The 15,727-nt window shown below is 60.8% G+C and carries 17 protein-coding genes; 11 read left to right on the top strand and 6 right to left on the bottom strand.

Annotated elements, in window-relative coordinates; all coding sequences use genetic code 11:
• The first annotated feature begins 54 nt into the window (after nt 1-54).
• The 3 genes from pobA to AC1DLT_RS03425 all read left to right on the top strand — a co-directional run bounded on the left by pobA (nt 55) and on the right by AC1DLT_RS03425 (nt 2,056).
• Nucleotides 55-1,227: a 4-hydroxybenzoate 3-monooxygenase gene (pobA, locus tag AC1DLT_RS03435; RefSeq protein ID WP_040125580.1), complete on the top strand. Its 1,173-nt coding sequence runs from the start codon at nt 55-57 to the stop codon at nt 1,225-1,227.
• 204 nt (nt 1,228-1,431) lie between these two features.
• Nucleotides 1,432-1,902 (top strand): Hsp20 family protein, encoded by a 471-nt coding sequence (locus AC1DLT_RS03430; RefSeq protein ID WP_477485868.1) that lies wholly within the window; start codon nt 1,432-1,434, stop codon nt 1,900-1,902.
• Between the two features lie 13 nt (nt 1,903-1,915).
• Nucleotides 1,916-2,056 (top strand): hypothetical protein, encoded by a 141-nt coding sequence (locus AC1DLT_RS03425; RefSeq protein WP_477485867.1) that lies wholly within the window; start codon nt 1,916-1,918, stop codon nt 2,054-2,056.
• Between the two features lie 101 nt (nt 2,057-2,157).
• Here AC1DLT_RS03425 and AC1DLT_RS03420 read toward each other — a convergent pair whose 3' ends face one another.
• Nucleotides 2,158-3,234 (bottom strand): ABC transporter ATP-binding protein, encoded by a 1,077-nt coding sequence (locus AC1DLT_RS03420; RefSeq protein WP_477485866.1) that lies wholly within the window; start codon nt 3,232-3,234, stop codon nt 2,158-2,160.
• 100 nt (nt 3,235-3,334) lie between these two features.
• Here AC1DLT_RS03420 and AC1DLT_RS03415 point away from each other — a divergent pair, with 100 nt between their 5' ends.
• The 7 genes from AC1DLT_RS03415 to AC1DLT_RS03385 all read left to right on the top strand — a co-directional run bounded on the left by AC1DLT_RS03415 (nt 3,335) and on the right by AC1DLT_RS03385 (nt 10,033).
• Nucleotides 3,335-4,012, top strand: coding sequence for a GntR family transcriptional regulator (locus tag AC1DLT_RS03415; protein WP_247031199.1), 678 nt, complete (start codon nt 3,335-3,337; stop codon nt 4,010-4,012).
• Nucleotides 4,009-4,992, top strand: a complete 984-nt coding sequence (locus tag AC1DLT_RS03410; RefSeq protein WP_477485865.1) for an alpha/beta hydrolase — start codon at nt 4,009-4,011, stop codon at nt 4,990-4,992. Before AC1DLT_RS03415 ends, AC1DLT_RS03410 begins: the two co-directional genes overlap by 4 nt.
• Before the next feature lie 25 nt (nt 4,993-5,017).
• Nucleotides 5,018-6,217, top strand: coding sequence for an ABC transporter substrate-binding protein (locus AC1DLT_RS03405; protein WP_247031201.1), 1,200 nt, complete (start codon nt 5,018-5,020; stop codon nt 6,215-6,217).
• A gap of 68 nt (nt 6,218-6,285) precedes the next feature.
• Entirely contained in the window at nt 6,286-7,209 is a 924-nt protein-coding gene (locus AC1DLT_RS03400; protein ID WP_477485864.1) for a carbohydrate ABC transporter permease, read from the top strand.
• Entirely contained in the window at nt 7,206-8,039 is an 834-nt protein-coding gene (locus tag AC1DLT_RS03395; RefSeq protein ID WP_040125575.1) for a carbohydrate ABC transporter permease, read from the top strand. Before AC1DLT_RS03400 ends, AC1DLT_RS03395 begins: the two co-directional genes overlap by 4 nt.
• Nucleotides 8,040-8,159: 120 nt before the next feature.
• Nucleotides 8,160-9,041 carry a sugar phosphate isomerase/epimerase family protein gene (locus AC1DLT_RS03390; protein WP_477485863.1) on the top strand — a complete coding sequence of 294 codons (882 nt, stop codon included), beginning with the start codon at nt 8,160-8,162 and terminating at the stop codon, nt 9,039-9,041.
• Complete coding sequence (locus AC1DLT_RS03385) at nt 9,038-10,033, top strand: Gfo/Idh/MocA family protein (RefSeq protein WP_040125573.1); 996 nt, start codon at nt 9,038-9,040, stop codon at nt 10,031-10,033. The genes AC1DLT_RS03390 and AC1DLT_RS03385 overlap by 4 nt, the downstream gene beginning before the upstream one ends.
• A gap of 159 nt (nt 10,034-10,192) precedes the next feature.
• Here the strand turns inward: AC1DLT_RS03385 and AC1DLT_RS03380 are convergent, their stop codons facing one another.
• Complete coding sequence (locus tag AC1DLT_RS03380) at nt 10,193-11,077, bottom strand: NmrA family NAD(P)-binding protein (protein ID WP_477485862.1); 885 nt, start codon at nt 11,075-11,077, stop codon at nt 10,193-10,195.
• A gap of 143 nt (nt 11,078-11,220) precedes the next feature.
• Between AC1DLT_RS03380 and AC1DLT_RS03375 the strand changes: the two genes are divergently transcribed.
• Entirely contained in the window at nt 11,221-12,156 is a 936-nt protein-coding gene (locus AC1DLT_RS03375) for an AraC family transcriptional regulator (RefSeq protein ID WP_477485861.1), read from the top strand.
• A 59-nt stretch (nt 12,157-12,215) separates the two neighbouring features.
• Here the strand turns inward: AC1DLT_RS03375 and AC1DLT_RS03370 are convergent, their stop codons facing one another.
• The 4 genes from AC1DLT_RS03370 to AC1DLT_RS03355 are packed head-to-tail and all read right to left on the bottom strand — an operon-like array spanning nt 12,216 to nt 15,709.
• On the bottom strand, nt 12,216-12,953 hold the full coding sequence (locus AC1DLT_RS03370; protein WP_247031208.1) for an ABC transporter ATP-binding protein: 738 nt from the start codon (nt 12,951-12,953) through the stop codon (nt 12,216-12,218).
• Nucleotides 12,950-13,795, bottom strand: coding sequence for an ABC transporter ATP-binding protein (locus AC1DLT_RS03365; RefSeq protein WP_040125569.1), 846 nt, complete (start codon nt 13,793-13,795; stop codon nt 12,950-12,952). The genes AC1DLT_RS03370 and AC1DLT_RS03365 overlap by 4 nt, the downstream gene beginning before the upstream one ends.
• Complete coding sequence (locus tag AC1DLT_RS03360; protein ID WP_477485860.1) at nt 13,782-14,684, bottom strand: ABC transporter permease; 903 nt, start codon at nt 14,682-14,684, stop codon at nt 13,782-13,784. Before AC1DLT_RS03360 ends, AC1DLT_RS03365 begins: the two co-directional genes overlap by 14 nt.
• Nucleotides 14,681-15,709 (bottom strand): ABC transporter permease, encoded by a 1,029-nt coding sequence (locus AC1DLT_RS03355; protein WP_040125567.1) that lies wholly within the window; start codon nt 15,707-15,709, stop codon nt 14,681-14,683. The genes AC1DLT_RS03360 and AC1DLT_RS03355 overlap by 4 nt, the downstream gene beginning before the upstream one ends.
• Nucleotides 15,710-15,727 lie beyond the last annotated feature (18 nt).

The following is a 15,727-nucleotide window of genomic DNA, read 5'->3' as shown; positions in this document are numbered from 1 at the left end:
CAACGCGGAAGCCGAGCACAATTTACCAAAACAAAAACATTCGGGAGGAGACGCATGAGAACGCAGGTCGCCATTATCGGCTCTGGACCGTCGGGTCTCCTGCTCGGCCAGCTTCTGACGGAAGCGGGTGTCGACAACATCATCCTCGATCGTGTCGGCAAGGAGTACATCCTCGGCCGCGTCCGCGCCGGCGTGTTGGAGGAAGGCACGGTCGAGCTGATCGACCAGGCCGGGGCCGGTGCCCGGCTGCATGCCGAAGGTCTGCCGCACGAAGGTTTTTCGCTCGCCTTCGACGGGCGCGACCACCGGATCGATCTCCATGGGCTGACCGGCGGCAAGCGCGTCATGGTCTATGGCCAGACCGAAGTGACCCGCGACCTGATGGAACGTCGCGAGGCAGGCGGAGCCCAGACGATCTATGAAGCCGGCAATGTCACGCCCCATGATTTTGACACCCGCTTACCCTTCGTCACCTACGAAAAGGACGGCAGCACGCATCGCATCGACTGCGATTTCATCGCCGGCTGCGATGGTTCTCACGGCCCCAGCCGCAACGCCGTGCCGAAAAGCGCAATCCGCGTTTTCGAGAAGATCTATCCGTTCGGCTGGCTCGGCATCCTAGCGGAGGTCGCTCCGGTCAACCATGAACTGATCTATGCCAATCACCCACGCGGTTTCGCGCTCTGTTCGATGCGCTCTGCGACCCGCAGCCGTTATTATCTCCAGTGCGCGCTCGATGAGAAGATCGAGGACTGGAGCGACGACCGGTTCTGGGACGAGCTTCGCCGCCGCTTGCCGGTGCACCACGCGGAAGCGCTGATCACCGCGCCGTCCTTCGAGAAGTCGATCGCACCGCTGCGGTCGTTCGTTGCCGAGCCGATGCGGTTCGGCAACCTGTTCCTCGTCGGCGACGCAGCCCATATCGTGCCGCCGACCGGAGCCAAGGGGCTGAACCTTGCCGCAAGCGACGTGCATTACCTCTTCGACGGGCTGCGGGAACACTATTTGGACCATTCCGATGCCGGCATCGACGCCTATTCCGAAAGGGCATTGGCCCGCGTCTGGAAGGCGGTGCGCTTCTCCTGGTGGATGACGACGATGATGCATCGTTTCCCCGATACGGGCGAATTCGATCAGAGGATCCAGGAAGCCGAGCTGGACTATCTGACCCATTCGCGGGCGGCCTCGACGGCGCTTGCGGAGAACTATGTGGGCCTGCCTTTTTAAGGACGCGCGCCCCACGAAATCGGCAATCAAGAGGCTTTAGTTTTTCGTGGCGGGCCTGCTTAAATTTTTTTCGGATTCCCTCTTGAATCGAAAATCGCTCAAAACCAGATCATTTTCGTCGGCAGCCTAAAAGGGGCCGATCGAACCGGAGGCGCAGGTTTCCGACGCGTCTCCATTCCATGTTGCTTTACGGAGGATATGGTTATGAGAAACGAACTTGATTTCGCACCACTCTACCGGTCCAGCATCGGCTTCGACCGCATCTTCAATCTCCTGAACAATGCGCAGCGCCTGCAGGCTATCGATACTTGGCCGCCCTACGACATCGTCAAAACCGGAGAGGACGACTATCGCATCCAGATGGCCGTCGCGGGTTTTGCCAAGGGCGACCTCGACATCACCCAGGAGCGCAACGTTCTCGTGGTAAAGGGGCAGAAAGCCGAGGAGAAGGACGGTGAATACTTGCACCGCGGCATTGCCGGACGGACATTCGAACGCCGCTTCGAGCTTGCCGACCACGTCAGGGTTGAGAACGCCTCGTTGATGAACGGCCTTCTCTCGATCGCCCTGAAACGTGAAGTGCCCGAGGCCATGAAGCCGCGCAGGATTGCGATAGGAGACAGTTCCTTTCAGCAGGCGCCTCTTCAGATCGAGGCCGAGCGCCAGGTGGCTTAAGGAGAACGTCTCGATGAAGTTCCCGACAAAGCCGTTCACGGTCCAGATCAAAAAACGTCGAAGCATCAAGACGAAGGACGCTCGAAAGGGCGTGTTCTCGAAGCTGCTGGACAAGGTCCGTTCCGAAACGGCGGCTCCGGCAGCACGATCCTGAAGCGACGTTTTCGACGCAGAAAAGGGGCCGGCATCTCAGGCCGGCCCTGCATCCGGCTTCGATCATTCTCGAACCCATCATGGATCAAGGATCATTCCGGCTCACATGCTCAGGCGCTTACCGCTTCCAGCGTCGAAAAGATGCAGCGCAGACGTGTTGCCTCGGACATGCATGACATCGCCCACACTCATTTCCTGGTCTCGAGGAAACTCCACGGCCAGCATCCTCGTGTGCCCGACTTCAATATAACCATAGGTCTGACTGCCGAGCTTCTCGGCCACCATCAATTCGCCGCTGAACCAGGCCTGCTCGGCCGGACATTGCGTCAGGTCTTCCGGCCTTATCCCGAGGACGATGTCCTCGGCGCCATGGCCTGACAATTCAAGCCCGTCCAGCTTCACGGTTCTTCCAAGCACTTGAGCCTCGCCTCCCGATCTGGAGAGCTTGGCCGGGATGGTGTTCATGGTCGGACTGCCGATGAAGCGGGCGACGAACAGGCTCGACGGCTTGTGATAGAGGTCGAGCGGCTTGCCGACCTGCTCGACCACGCCTCCGTTCATCACCACGATGCGGTCCGCAAGCGTCATGGCCTCCACCTGGTCATGGGTCACGTAAACGGTGGTCGCCTTCATGCGGCGATGGAGCTTTGCAATTTCGAGGCGCATCTCCACGCGCAGCGCTGCGTCGAGGTTGGAAAGAGGCTCGTCGAAGAGAAATGCCGCGGGCTCGCGGACAATCGCGCGTCCCATCGCGACGCGCTGGCGTTGTCCGCCAGACAGTTGCGCAGGGCGCCGATCGAGGTAGTCCTGGATCTTCAGGATGTCCGCGGCCTGGTTGACGCGATTGTCGATATCAGGCTGATCGCCGCCGCGCATCTTCAGGCCGAAAGACATATTTTCCCGCACGCTCATGTGGGGATAGAGCGCGTAGTCCTGAAATACCATGGCGATGTTGCGCTCGGCCGGCGGTAGCAGGTTCACAGTCCGGCCTCCGATATCGAGTTCACCGCCGGAGATCTCCTCCAGCCCGGCAATCATGCGCAGCAGGGTCGATTTTCCGCAGCCGGAAGGACCGACGAGGACCAGGAATTCGCCGCTTTCTATCTCGATGTCGATGTCGTGGATGACCCGCAGAGCACCATAGGATTTCTGGATTTTCTTCAATGCAATGCCGGCCACGTTTTTCCTCCTCCACACGACTTTGGCGCTTGACGCCAATTATCGATATCAATATCAATAATGATAAGTTTAGAAATGCGCAACCGGCTGGATCGACTACATGGCGTATTTTTCGTCTCGACCGACATCGACCAAACCCCCCAAGGCAGGCGCCGCCTTCAACGCCTTGAAGCGCGACATCATGCTCGGAACGCTGGCGCCCGGAACCGGGCTGACCGAACTGGAGCTGGCGGCACATTTCCAGTGCAGCCAGGGAACGGTGCGTGAAGCGCTGCTTCAGCTCCAGGAGGAGGGGCTTGTTCGTCGGCAGGGGCATCGAGGCACGCAGGTTTCGGAATGCACCGAAGACGAGGCGATCGAAATGTTTAGGCTGCGCCAGCAGATCGAAGGCAGCGGCATGGCGCGTGTGATGCGTGCGCCGAGCCGGACGCTGGTCAAGGAGCTCAACGGCCTTCTTGAGAAGATGCTTGTCGCGGCCGGAGCGGGAGATGAACTGGAACTCGCTTCGTTCGACCGCGACTTCCATCGCCGAATTTTCGAGGATGCCAATCTGCCGGCACTCGACCCGATCCTGCATCGCTGCCTCGTTCACAATCACCGCTTCAAGATTTCCCGCAGCCCGATGGCGCGGGATCTCGAGGCGACGGCGCTACGCCATCGCAGCATCATTGACGCGATCGAGGGCGGCGATGCAAGGCGCGCCACCGCCGCCATGCATCATCATATCGCGACCATCGTCGACTTTGGGCCGGAAGTCTTCCCGGAGGTGATCCAGTGAGCAACGATATCGAATTGTCGGGTGTCTTGTCGGACGAGATGGCGGCGCTCATCGAGCGGGTCCTTGCCGAACTGGGACCGTTACCGGATCCGACAATGCTGCCGCCTGCGCAAGGTCGGGCGCAATCGCTTGCCGCCAATGTTCGCTGCAACGTCAATCTGCCGGCGATGGAAAGTGTGACCGAGGTCATGGTGGCGGAAGACCCAAGCCTTGGTTCGGCACGTTGTCGCCTCAAGGTGCTCGTCCCTCCCGGCGGCGGGGCAGGCGCCATCCTTTTCGTACACGGCGGCGGTTTTGCCTTCTGCTCGCCGGAAACCCACGAGCGCTGCGCCCGGGTTCTGGCACTTGAAAGCGGCCTGCCGGTCGTCATGCCTGATTATCGGCTGGCGCCGGAAAATCCCTATCCGGCGGGCCTCAAGGATGTCGTTGCCAGCCTGCGCAACTTCTTCGAAGTGACGGCCGATGCCGGTATTCGCCGCGGCCCGTTGCTGATTTCGGGCGACTCCGCGGGCGCGAACCTTGCTCTTGCGGCAATGCTGCATGAGCAAGCGGAAGGCCGCGCATTGCCGGATGCAGCGCTGCTCTTCTACGGCTGTTACGCGCGGAGCTTCGCGTCGCAGTCCTATGTTCGCTTCTCCGAAGGCCCTGGGCTGACGCGTGGCAAGATGCAGCGCTACTGGTCGTTCTATTCCGGCGAGTGCGCGATCGAGGAGGATCCGCTCGCCTGTCCTCTTGTGGCTTCCGATGCGGCCCTGGCCGCGCTGCCGCCGCTTTATCTGATGGTGGCCGCCGTGGATCCGCTGCTTTCCGACACATTGGGCCTGAGCCAGCGCCTCAAGGCTCTTGGCCGTGATGACGAGTTGCACATCGTGCCGGGCGTCATCCACGGTTTCCTGCAGAACACCAACGAACTTTCGGCCGCAAGGGAGGCTCTGGCGGCCGCGGGCAATGCAGCAAGGCGACTAACAAGACGTCCATGACGTAAACAATCAGGAGGAGGAGACTATGAAATTTCTGAAGACACTCGCGCTCGGGGCCGCTCTCGCGGCTTCGGCCGCTTTCAGCCAGGCCAAGGCGGAAACCGTCCGCTTCTGGTACCATTTCGACAATCCGGCGAACCCGATGTCGGATCTGGTCAAGAAATTCGAGACAGCCAATCCCGGCATCAAGATCGAAGCCGAGAACGTGCCGTGGAACAGCTACTACGACAACCTCTACACCGCGCTGGTCGGCGGCAACGCGCCTGACGCGGCCATGGTGAAGCTCTTTGCCCAGCCGCGGCTCGCCGAAATGGGCGCGCTGGAACCGATCGGCAAGCAGATCGACAGCTGGAAAGGCAAAGCGGACCTTCTGGATAACCTGCTCGAGCTGAACAAGGGGCCTGACGGCAAGCAGTATTATCTGCCGATCCAATATGTCGTCCTCTATCTATACTATCGAACCGACCTCTTCCAGGCAGCCGGCCTGCAGCCGCCGAAGACCTGTGAAGAATTCCGCAACGCGGCCATCAAGCTGACCAATGCGCCGCAGACCTATGGTTTCGGCTTGCGCGGCGGCAAGGGCGGCTGGGACCAGTGGGGTGCATTCGTGCTCTCCCAGGGCGCCGAGCTGAAGCCGGGCGGCTTGACCAAGCCGGAGGCGATCGCCGCAAACCAGTGGCTGGTGGATCTCTTCCAGAAGGACAAGGTCATTCCGCCGTCCGCACCGAATGACGGTTTCCAGGAAATCGTCGCTGCCTTCAAGTCCGGCAAGACGGCGATGACCATCCACCATATCGGTTCGTCCAAGGATCTCGTCGCCGCACTCGGCGACAAGGTCTCGGCCGTGCCGGTTCCGAAATGTGGCAATGGCCAGTGGACTTCCTACGGCGACGAGTCGCTCGCGATCTTCTCTTCGTCCTCGGTGAAGGATGCGGCCTGGAAGTGGATTTCCTTCCTCGCAGAGGGCCAGAACAACGTCGCCTTCAACAGCGCGACGGGTCAGCTGACGGTCACGAAGAGTGGTTCCGCCGACTGGAAACTCCATGAACGCCGTTTCGTCGAAGCGACGGTCCAGTCCTTGCCATTCGCAAAAGTGCTGCCGCAGACCTCGGCGGTCTCGGAATTCGTCAACACGGCCTGGCAGACGAACATGCAGCAGGCGCTGACCGGCCAGATCACGGCGAAGAAAATGATGGAACAGCTGCAGACGCTGTTTGCTCAGTAAAATCTCCCGGTCCCGGCAGTGATGTGTCGGGACCTCCTTCTCCGCCGCGGTCCACAGGCAGGATAAGCATGTCCCTATCGATCTCTTCCCCCACCCAGCGCCGCGGAGCGTCTATATGGCGTTCCGAGCGGCTGCTTCCCTACCTGCTGCTTGCCCCCGCCGTCGTGGTCACCGTCGTCATCGTCTTCATGCCGATGGTGCAGGCGGTGTTCACCAGCTTCTACGATCTCATCCTGTTTCGGCCGAACGCCAGCAAGTTCGTCGGTTTTGGAAACTACGTGAAGCTGTTCAACGATCCGGTCTTCTGGACGGCGCTCTGGAACACGATCATCTGGATCGGCCTGACCGTGCCGCTGCAGATGGGGTTGGGGCTTGTCGCAGCGCTGCTTCTCAACCGCGAATTTCCCTGGCGCGGTCTTGCGCGCGCCCTCATCATCATTCCCTGGGCACTGCCGAGCGTCGTGATCGCGCTGATGTGGCGCTGGATCTATGATCCGAATACCGGCGTGCTCAACGATATCCTCATCTATCTTTCGATCGTTCGCTCGGCCGTGCCGTGGCTGGCCGACCCGAATGTCGCGCTCTACGCGATCATCGCGACGCTGACCTGGCAGGGTTTTCCTTTCTTCGCGGTTATGATCCTTGCCGGCCTGCAGGGCATTCCGCGCAGCCAGTATGAGGCGGCCTCGATCGACGGCGCCTCTACGTGGCGGCAATTCGTGCATATCACCTTGCCGGGGATCGCGCCGGTGCTGGCAACGGCCGGGCTGCTCCGGGTGATCTGGGTCGCCAATTCCATGGATGTCATCTTCGTCATGACCGGCGGCGGTCCGGGTTATGCGACGCACACGCTGCCGCTCTACGCCTTCGTCAAGGCGCGCCAGAATCTCGATTTCGGATATGGCACGTCGATCGCCGTCACCTTCACCATTCTTCTGGGTGCGTTCGTGGCTCTCTATCTCGCCCGCACCATGCGCGAGGTGGAACGATGAGACAGCAGAGCACCCTTCGCCGGATCCTCACAACGGACCTGCCCGTCCTGGTGATCGTCCTCTTCGCCATGGCGCCGTTCGCCTGGATGATCCTGACGTCGCTGACGCCGACCGCCGCGCTTTCTGCGACCGGAGTATCGCTCTCGCCGCGTGGCTGGAGCCTCGACAACTATGTGCGGCTGGTCGAGCAGACGTCCTTCCTCAAGAACATGCTCGACAGCCTGATCATCGCCGGCGGCACGGTCGTCGTCGGACTGATCGTCTCGGTTACGGCCGCCTACGCCTTCTCGCGGTTCCGCTTCCCGGGCCGCAAGCTGTTGATGCTGCAGTTCCTGCTGATCAACATGTTCCCGATCGTGCTGCTCATCCTGCCGCTCTTCGTGCTGATGCGGCGCTTCAACATTCTCGACACCCATTTCGGCCTGATCCTTGCCAATGCAACGGTGGCGATCCCGTTCGCAGTGTGGATGCTGACAAGCTATATCGGCGCCATCCCGAAGAGCCTCGACGAAGCAGCCATGACGGATGGGTGCTCGCGGCTGACGGCGCTGCGCAAGATAGTCCTGCCGCTGACCATGCCGGGCATCATCTCCACCGGCATCTACATCTTCATCACCGCCTGGAACGAATATCTCTACGCCCTGACGCTCGGCGGGCGAAACGTACGGCCGGTCACGGTGGCGATCCAGACGCTGATCGGCGAGTACCAGATCGAATGGGGCCTGCTGGCGGCCGGCGCCGTCGTCGGCGCCATGCCTGCAACCATCCTGTTCCTTCTCGTTCAGCGCCGCCTCGTCGGCGGCCTGACCCAGGGTGCAGTGAAAGGGTGAGAAATGGCCGGCGCTGAAAGAGTTCTGCCCTCATTCCTGTGCTCGTCACAGAGATGAGGGAAGCAAACATTCGCCAGAAAGAACAACAGAACTATCGAGGAATTTGAAAAGGAAATGACAATGAACCCCATCGGGTTGATTTCCATGCAATATGCGAGGCCTTTTACGGCCGAGCATTTCCCGCTGTTTGAGAAGATGCGTGAGCACGGTTTTGATTTTGTGGAGCTTCTGGTTCCGGAGATCGGCGAACTCGACATCGGGGAAACAAAAAGGGCGCTCGACGATGCCGGCCTCGGCGTGGTGCTCGCCGCCCGCGTTAACCTGCAGCGCAATCTCGCATCGGCGGATGCCGAGGCCCATCGCGCCGGTATTGACTACCTGAAATACACGGTCGATTGCGCCGCCGGCCTGGGTGCGAAGATCGTCGGAGGCCCGCTGACCGGAAATCCGCTGGTTTTCGCCGGACGCCCCCCTCAGCCGGTCGACGAAACCGAAAGGCTGGCCCGGAAGGAACGCTGCGTCAGGGGTCTGAAGGAGACTGGCGATTATGCGGGCAAGGCCGGCGTGCTATTGGCCGTCGAACCGCTGAACCGTTTCGAAAGCGATGTGCTCTGCACAACGCAGCAAGCGATGGAATTGCTGGACGCGGTCGATAACCCGGCCGTCAAACTGATGCTCGATACCTTCCACATGCACATGGAAGAAAGCTCGATCGCCGAGGCGATCCTCCTTGCCGGTGACCGTCTCGTGCATTTCCAGGCCAATGAGAACCACCGCGGCTTCCCGGGAACGGGAATGACCAACTGGGTCGAGGTCTGCCGCGCGCTTCACGAGGTCGGTTACAAGGGACCGGTATCGCTCGAGCCGTTCCGGCGCAGTGACGACCGTTTCGGCGTGCCGTTTGCCCAGTGGCGCCCGCCGCACGAGGACGAAAGCAATCGCCTCGCAGCCTCCAGCGCATTCATGAAATCTCATCTCCTGCTTACGGAATATCGTCGATGACTTTGAAAATCGGTTGGATCGGTTGTGGTATCCACGCAACCCAGATGCTGCTTCCCCAGCTCGTGCGCCATGATGTCGAGCTCGTGGCGATGTGCGATATCGACGGCAAGCGTCTGAAGGATGCCGGCCGGCAATTCGGCGTCGCCAATCTGACGACAGATGCCCAGACGCTGCTTTCGACACCCGGAATCGATGCGGTCGGAATGGCTGTCGGGCCGGATCAGCATCTTGCCTTCGGCAAGGCGGCGCTCGAAAGGGGCCTGTCGGTCTTCATGGAAAAGCCGCCGTCGGGTTCTGCCGCCGGTGCGCGGGAGCTTCTGGCCGCCTCGGAAAAGGCAAAGAAGCCGCTGCTCGTCGGGTTCATGAAACGATATTCGATCGGCAACCGCATGGCGGCGAACATCGTGAAATCCGGACGCTTCGGGGACGTGCTGGGCCTGACCGGCTACTACATGACAGCCCCCGGCTATTTCGTCGGCAACGTCGATTACACCGGCTTCTTCCTGCACCACTGCGTCCACTACATGGACCTTGTGTCCTTCCTGGTTTCACCGGTTCGTTCGATCTCCACCCGCAAGGTCGAAAAGACCCCGGGACGCCTGCTTTTCCATGTGGCTTTCGAATTCGAATGCGGCGCGATCGGCAATATCGCCATGGGTACAGTCCAGTCGCGGGGCACTCCGGTCGAGCGGATCGAGCTGATGGGCGACCATCAGCGCATCGAGGTGGACGACGTGATCGAGATCCGCTGGCACCGCAACCCGCCCTTCAAGATCGACGACCTCGGCGCGACGCTGAAGGAGGATTGCGATACGCTGACCTGGAAGCCGAATTTTACGGCGGCCGCCAACGAGGACCCGAAAGGATATCACGCATTGCTGGCCGACGTCGTCCCGGCCCTGGGGGGAGCTTCGACGCCCGCCCCGACGATCGCCGAAGGCGTCATCGCCATGGAGCGGCTGGAAACGATGCGGCGCGAACTGGCACTTTGATCTGACGCGGCCGGCACGACGAGAATTTCCCCGCCCGACGGTTTGGGATCTGTGAAAGATTTCGGCGAAACCTCTACCGATGCCGCTTGTGCTGCCGGTGAAGGATAGCGTTGCCTGTCGTCTGCATGTGGTCGTCTCCTTAAATTGGACGCCCGGCTTTCAATCGAGGATCGCCGGGCGAAGCGTCGTTTCGCACCATTGGCGGAAGCTCGTGGGTGTGGTGTTGTCAGCACTTCGCGCGACGCCGAGGTCGAGGCCGCGGTTCTTCGCGTCTGCCATGTCTGTCATTCCCTGGGCCATTGCTTCGGAATACCCGAACTGCAAGAACCGGGCTTTATAGGCGTCGAGCGGAATCTGCTGGAACCGTATCGGCCTGCCGAGCACATCGGACATGATGTCCGCCATGTCATTGAAGGAGATGTTCTCTGGACCGAGGACCGCGACTTCTTCTTGACCTGTCCAGGTCTCGTCGAGCAGCAGTCGCGTTGCGACGGTCGCGATGTCGCGGGTAGCGCAGCTCGGCAATTTCAGGTCGCCGTCGATCGGCGAAAAGAACGCTCCTTGGGCCTTAATCACCGCAGCCTGCATGAGGGTGTTGTCCATGAACGACGGCATGGTCAGCGCCCTAAAATTCACACCAGTGGCAGCGATCAGGTCGTCCATCGCAAGCGAGGCCGTGACATAGCCGGCCTGGTTGGCGAGCGGGGTCGTTCGACCGAGCGCACTGACGCTGACGACGCGTTTGACGCCGCAGGCCTTCAACGCTTCGGCAGCCGGCTTACTAAAATCGACATAGGCGGCCGTGACGCTGTCTGCCTTCGAGTCGGCAGGCACCAGCCAAAAGACTGCGTCGGCGCCCTCGAATGCCTGGTTCACGACATTGGCATCGGCATGGGAACCCGAAACGATCTCAACCCGGTTGCGAATGGCATCGGATAGCCTGGATGGATCGCGGACGATGACGCGTACGGCGGCGCCGTTCTCAAGCAGATTCTCAACGAGCTGATGGCCGATATCGCCCGTAGGGGTCGTGACTACAATCATGGCAGGCTCCTTATGTCCTCGTGGGGTCGACATCGTTCCTGGTCCGGGACCAACGCCGTAGCTCGCCGAAACAAATAAGGCGTTGCTCGCAGACGATCCATGCTCCATGGTCTTGATTATCGTCGCGATCGTCCGGAAAACGTATGGATCCCCTGTCCGAGCTTCTCACCCTGCTAAAACCCAGCAGCACCATTTCGTCCGGCTTCGATGCCGGCGGGGATTGGTCGGTCCGGTTCGGCGACCAGCAACGCCAGATCAAATGTTATGTGATCCAGTCGGGCGGGTGCTGGTTGGCCGTGGATGGCGTCCGCGATCCGGTACGCCTCGAGCAGGGTGACTGCTTTGTGCTTCCGCGCGGATTGCCGTTCCGGCTTGCAAGCGACCTCAATCTGCCCTCGATCGGTGCCTCCACGATCTTTCCGCCAGCCCGTGCCGGCGGAATGGTGACCATCAACGGAGGGGGTGGGTTTTCCCTGACGGGATCCCGCTTTGCGGTCGGTGGTCATCATGCCGAACTGCTGCTGGAAATGTTGCCGCCCATCGTGCACCTCAGCCAGGAAGCGGAGCGGGACGCCTTGCGCTGGTCGATCGAACGCATGATGCAGGAAGTTCGTTTAAACCAGCCTGGCGGCTACCTCATGGCGCAACATCTTGCGCATATGATGCTGCTCCAGGCGCTTCGCATGCATCTCGCAAACGGTCATCAGGGCACGGGATGGTTCTTTGCCTTGTCGGACAAACGCCTGAGCGGCGCAATTCGGGCCATTCACGCTGACCCTGCAAGACATTGGACGTTGACGGAGCTTGGCGAGACAGCTGGCATGTCACGCTCGGTATTTGCGGAACGCTTCAGGGCAACTGTCGGAGAGACACCGATCGACTATCTATCGCGATGGCGCATGCTTCTTGCCTGCGACCGGCTCGAAAAGGGAAATGATCCCATCTCCGTTGTCGCGCCGGCGCTCGGCTACCAGTCCGAGAGCGCCTTCAGCAAGGCGTTCAAGCGAGTGGTCGGGTGCTCGCCGCGACAATATCGCGGACAGGTGGACACCTCTCCTGAAACACAGCTCGCACCCTGATCCGGATAGACAGCGTCTTTCGCTACGGCGGAGACGTCGTCGGCTCGGAGTGCACGGTGCTACAAAAAACTTGCGTCGAACAATTCGTGGGAATAGCTCGCGTGGGTCACGCCCGCCTGCAGATCCGCCTTGGTGAGTTCGTCGACGAACACGCCATTCTGCATGACGAGGACCCGATCGCACATATGGGAGATGACGGAGAGATCGTGACTGACGAGAATGAACGTCAGATTGCGCTCCTCCCGCTGGTCCGCCAGCAGATTGAGCACTTCCGCCTGGATCGAGACATCGAGCGCCGAAGTCGGTTCGTCGAGAAGCAGGATCGGCGGTGACAGGATCAGCGCCCGTGCAATCGCTACGCGCTGACGCTGGCCGCCGGAGAGTTCATGCGGGAAACGGCCGGCGAAATGCGCCGGCAGGCCGACCTGTTGCAGTGCCTCCGCGACCCTTGTCCAACCGTCGCCAGCGCCCATCGACCTGATGGGTTCGGCGAGTGCGGTGCCGATGCGGTGGCGTGGATGCAGCGAGCCGTAGGGGTCCTGAAACACCATCTGGGCAAGCTTCAGCTCGTCGCGTGTCCGCACCTTGCCGACCGGTTTGCCGTCAAACGATATCGATCCAGTCCATGCGCCCTCGAGGCCGGCAAGCGAGCGCAGCACCGTCGATTTGCCGCAACCGGATTCACCGACGATGCCGAGCGCTTCGCCGCGGCTCACGGCGAAACTGACACCGCGAACGACATGATTGCTTTTATCCTTGGAGCCATAGACGACATCGAGGTTTTCGACCTTGATCATGGATTGGTCTCCACTTCGATCGATTTGCGATCGAGGACTTTCAGGCGTCTGACGGGATGTTTGGGATCAGGCATCGCAGCGATCAGGCCCCGGGTGTAGGGATGCGCTGCATCTTCGAGCTTGCTCAGCGTTTCGACGACGCGGCCAGAATACATGACCAGAATGCGCTCGCAAAAAGCAGCGACCATACGGATGTCGTGGCTGATGAGGATCAGGCCGGAATTGTTCTCCCGCACCAGTTCATCGAGCAGCGTCAGAACGTCCTTGCGTACGCTGACGTCGAGCGCAGACGTCGGTTCATCGGCGATCACGAGCTTGGGGCGCGCCAGAAGCATCATCGCGATCATCACGCGCTGGCCCATGCCGCCGGATATCTGGTGCGGGTAAAGAGACAGGACACGATCGGGATCGTTGATGCGCACCCTCGCCAGCATGTCGCGGGCGTGCGCAACGGCAGCCTTGCCACCGACGCCAAGATGCAGCTTTGCAGCCTCGGCAACCTGTTTTCCGATGGTTAGGACAGGGTTCAACGAATAACGCGGATCCTGCATGATCAGGGCGATATCCTTGCCGCGAAGAGCGCCCATCTGCCGTTCGGTCTTTTCCAGCAACGGGCTGCCGAGGAAATCCATTCGCTCGGCGGTCACGCCGGCGCGCTGCGGCAAGAGCCGCATGATGGCGCGGCCGGTGGTCGATTTGCCCGAACCGGATTCACCAACGATGCCGATGCGCTCCCGCCCCACATCAAAGCTGACATTGGAGACCGCCGGAATGGAGTTTCGGCCGAAGCGGACGTTCAGGCCGCGAACGGACAGGACGGGCATTTCCTCAAGATCTGGCATGGCGCGGGTCCAATAGATCGCGAAGCGTGTCTCCGGCGATGTTGAAGGCAAGGCTGGTCAACAGAATGGCGACGCCGGGCATCACCGCGACCCACCAATAATCGAGCATGAATTTTCGCCCGCTGGAAATCATCGCACCCCATTCCGGCAGCGGCGGCTGCGCGCCGAGACCGAGGAAGCCAAGGGACGCGGCCGTCAGGATGATGCCTGCCATGTTGAGCGTCAGCCGCACGATCACCGAGGGGATACACATCGGGGCGATGTAGAGAAACAGGATGCGCAATGGCGAAGCGCCATAAAGCCTTGCGGCCGCCACGTAATCCGCATTGCGCACGACGAGTGCTTCCGCGCGTGCAAGTCGGGCGATCGGCGGCCAGGCCGTCAGCGAAATGGCAACGATCGCGGTTCCCAAGCCTGCCCCGAGAGCCGCGGCGAAGGCAAGCGCCAGGATCAGTGACGGAAACGACAGGACTATATCCGTGGCCCGCATCAGAATGGCATCGGTGCGTCCGCCGAAAAAGCCCGCGACGACGCCGATGACGAGGCCGATCGGGCCGACAATCACCGAGACGGACAAGACGGTCTGGATGGTGATGCGCGTGCCGTAGACGAGACGGCTGAAGATATCACGTCCGAATTCGTCCGTGCCGGCGAGATGCGCGAGGCTCGGAGGCTGAAGCGCGTCGCCCAATGTCTGGGCCGCGGGATCGTAAGGTGCGATCCACGGCGCAAAGATTGCGACCACGACCAGAATGGCGAGGATGATGAAGCCCACCATGCCAAGTGGTTCGTCGGCGAGTTTGCGCAGAATGCGGGAGGTCGAGTTCCATATCCGGGTGCCGATTGCCGGCGGCTGAATGATGGCGTCGTCCTGAACGATATTGCTCATCGTGCGGCCTCCCGGGTGCGCGGATCAAGAAGCGCGTAGGCGATGTCTGCAATGAAATTCAGGAGCATGAAGATGAAACCAACAATGATCGTCGCCGCGAGAATTGCGTTCATGTCGCCGATCATGAGCGCATTGGTCATGTACTGACCGATGCCGGGCCATGAAAACACGATCTCGGTGACCACGGCGCCTTCCAGCAGGTTGCCGTAAGAAATCGCGAGGACCGTGATCAATTGAACCGCGATATTGGGCAGGACGTGGCTGATGACGGTGCGGACCGGACCGACGCCCTTGGCGCGCGCGGCGATGACATAATCCTGATTGAGCTGCTCCAGCGTGAATGCCCGGGTCATGCGCGTGATATAAGCCATGGCCATATAGGCAAGGATGCAGGCCGGCAGGATGATATGCGACAGGGCGTTCCAGAATATGTCCGTCTCGCCTTCGAGCAGGCTATCGACGAGCATCAGTCCCGTGGTCGGTTCGATCAGGCCTTCATAGAAGACATCGACGCGACCGGGGCCGCCGACCAGGTTGAGGCCGGCATAGAAGATGACCAACCCCACGATACCGAACCAGAAGACCGGGATCGAATGCCCGACCAGCGCAAAGACACGGGCAAACTTGTCGATCGCGCTATCCCTGAAAAGACCGGCGGCCAGGCCGAGGGGAACGCCGATCAGAGTGGAAATCAACACCGCGAGCGTTGCAAGTTCCAGCGTTGCCGGGAATGCCTGGGACAGGTCCTTGGTGACCGCGTTACCGGTGAGGATGGCTGTGCCCATATCGCCGTGCAGCAGTCCCCAGACATAGACGAAGAATTGCTGGTAGAGCGGCAAATCGAGGCCAAGCCTGACGCGCATGGCCTCGTAGGCTTTCGGATCGGCGAGTTCGCCGACAATGGCCCCGACCGGATCGGTCGGCATGACGCGACCGATCACGAAGGTGACGCACAACAGGATGAACAGGCTGACGATCAGATGGATAAGTCGTCGTCCCAGCTCGGCTAACGAAAGTTCCTTCATGATCGGCTGCCTGATCTG

The organism is Neorhizobium sp. 05N33, assembly GCF_056397445.1.
The sequence above is the reverse complement of the archived record's forward strand: the minus strand, read 5'-3'. Positions and strand labels throughout refer to the sequence as shown.

Bases quoted from the DNA above. Each gene is read 5' to 3' on its own strand.
- AC1DLT_RS03430 (WP_477485868.1), top strand. From the start codon at position 1,432: ATGAGAAACGAACTTGATTTCGCACCACTCTACCGGTCCAGCATCGGC.
- pobA (WP_040125580.1), top strand. From the start codon at position 55: ATGAGAACGCAGGTCGCCATTATCGGCTCTGGACCGTCGGGTCTCCTG.
- AC1DLT_RS03360 (WP_477485860.1), bottom strand. From the start codon at position 14,684: ATGAGCAATATCGTTCAGGACGACGCCATCATTCAGCCGCCGGCAATC.
- AC1DLT_RS03355 (WP_040125567.1), bottom strand. From the start codon at position 15,709: ATGAAGGAACTTTCGTTAGCCGAGCTGGGACGACGACTTATCCATCTG.
- AC1DLT_RS03390 (WP_477485863.1), top strand. From the start codon at position 8,160: ATGAACCCCATCGGGTTGATTTCCATGCAATATGCGAGGCCTTTTACG.
- AC1DLT_RS03365 (WP_040125569.1), bottom strand. From the start codon at position 13,795: ATGCCAGATCTTGAGGAAATGCCCGTCCTGTCCGTTCGCGGCCTGAAC.
- AC1DLT_RS03375 (WP_477485861.1), top strand. From the start codon at position 11,221: ATGGATCCCCTGTCCGAGCTTCTCACCCTGCTAAAACCCAGCAGCACC.
- AC1DLT_RS03395 (WP_040125575.1), top strand. From the start codon at position 7,206: ATGAGACAGCAGAGCACCCTTCGCCGGATCCTCACAACGGACCTGCCC.
- AC1DLT_RS03400 (WP_477485864.1), top strand. From the start codon at position 6,286: ATGTCCCTATCGATCTCTTCCCCCACCCAGCGCCGCGGAGCGTCTATA.
- AC1DLT_RS03385 (WP_040125573.1), top strand. From the start codon at position 9,038: ATGACTTTGAAAATCGGTTGGATCGGTTGTGGTATCCACGCAACCCAG.
- AC1DLT_RS03425 (WP_477485867.1), top strand. From the start codon at position 1,916: ATGAAGTTCCCGACAAAGCCGTTCACGGTCCAGATCAAAAAACGTCGA.
- AC1DLT_RS03415 (WP_247031199.1), top strand. From the start codon at position 3,335: ATGGCGTATTTTTCGTCTCGACCGACATCGACCAAACCCCCCAAGGCA.
- AC1DLT_RS03370 (WP_247031208.1), bottom strand. From the start codon at position 12,953: ATGATCAAGGTCGAAAACCTCGATGTCGTCTATGGCTCCAAGGATAAA.
- AC1DLT_RS03380 (WP_477485862.1), bottom strand. From the start codon at position 11,077: ATGATTGTAGTCACGACCCCTACGGGCGATATCGGCCATCAGCTCGTT.
- AC1DLT_RS03405 (WP_247031201.1), top strand. From the start codon at position 5,018: ATGAAATTTCTGAAGACACTCGCGCTCGGGGCCGCTCTCGCGGCTTCG.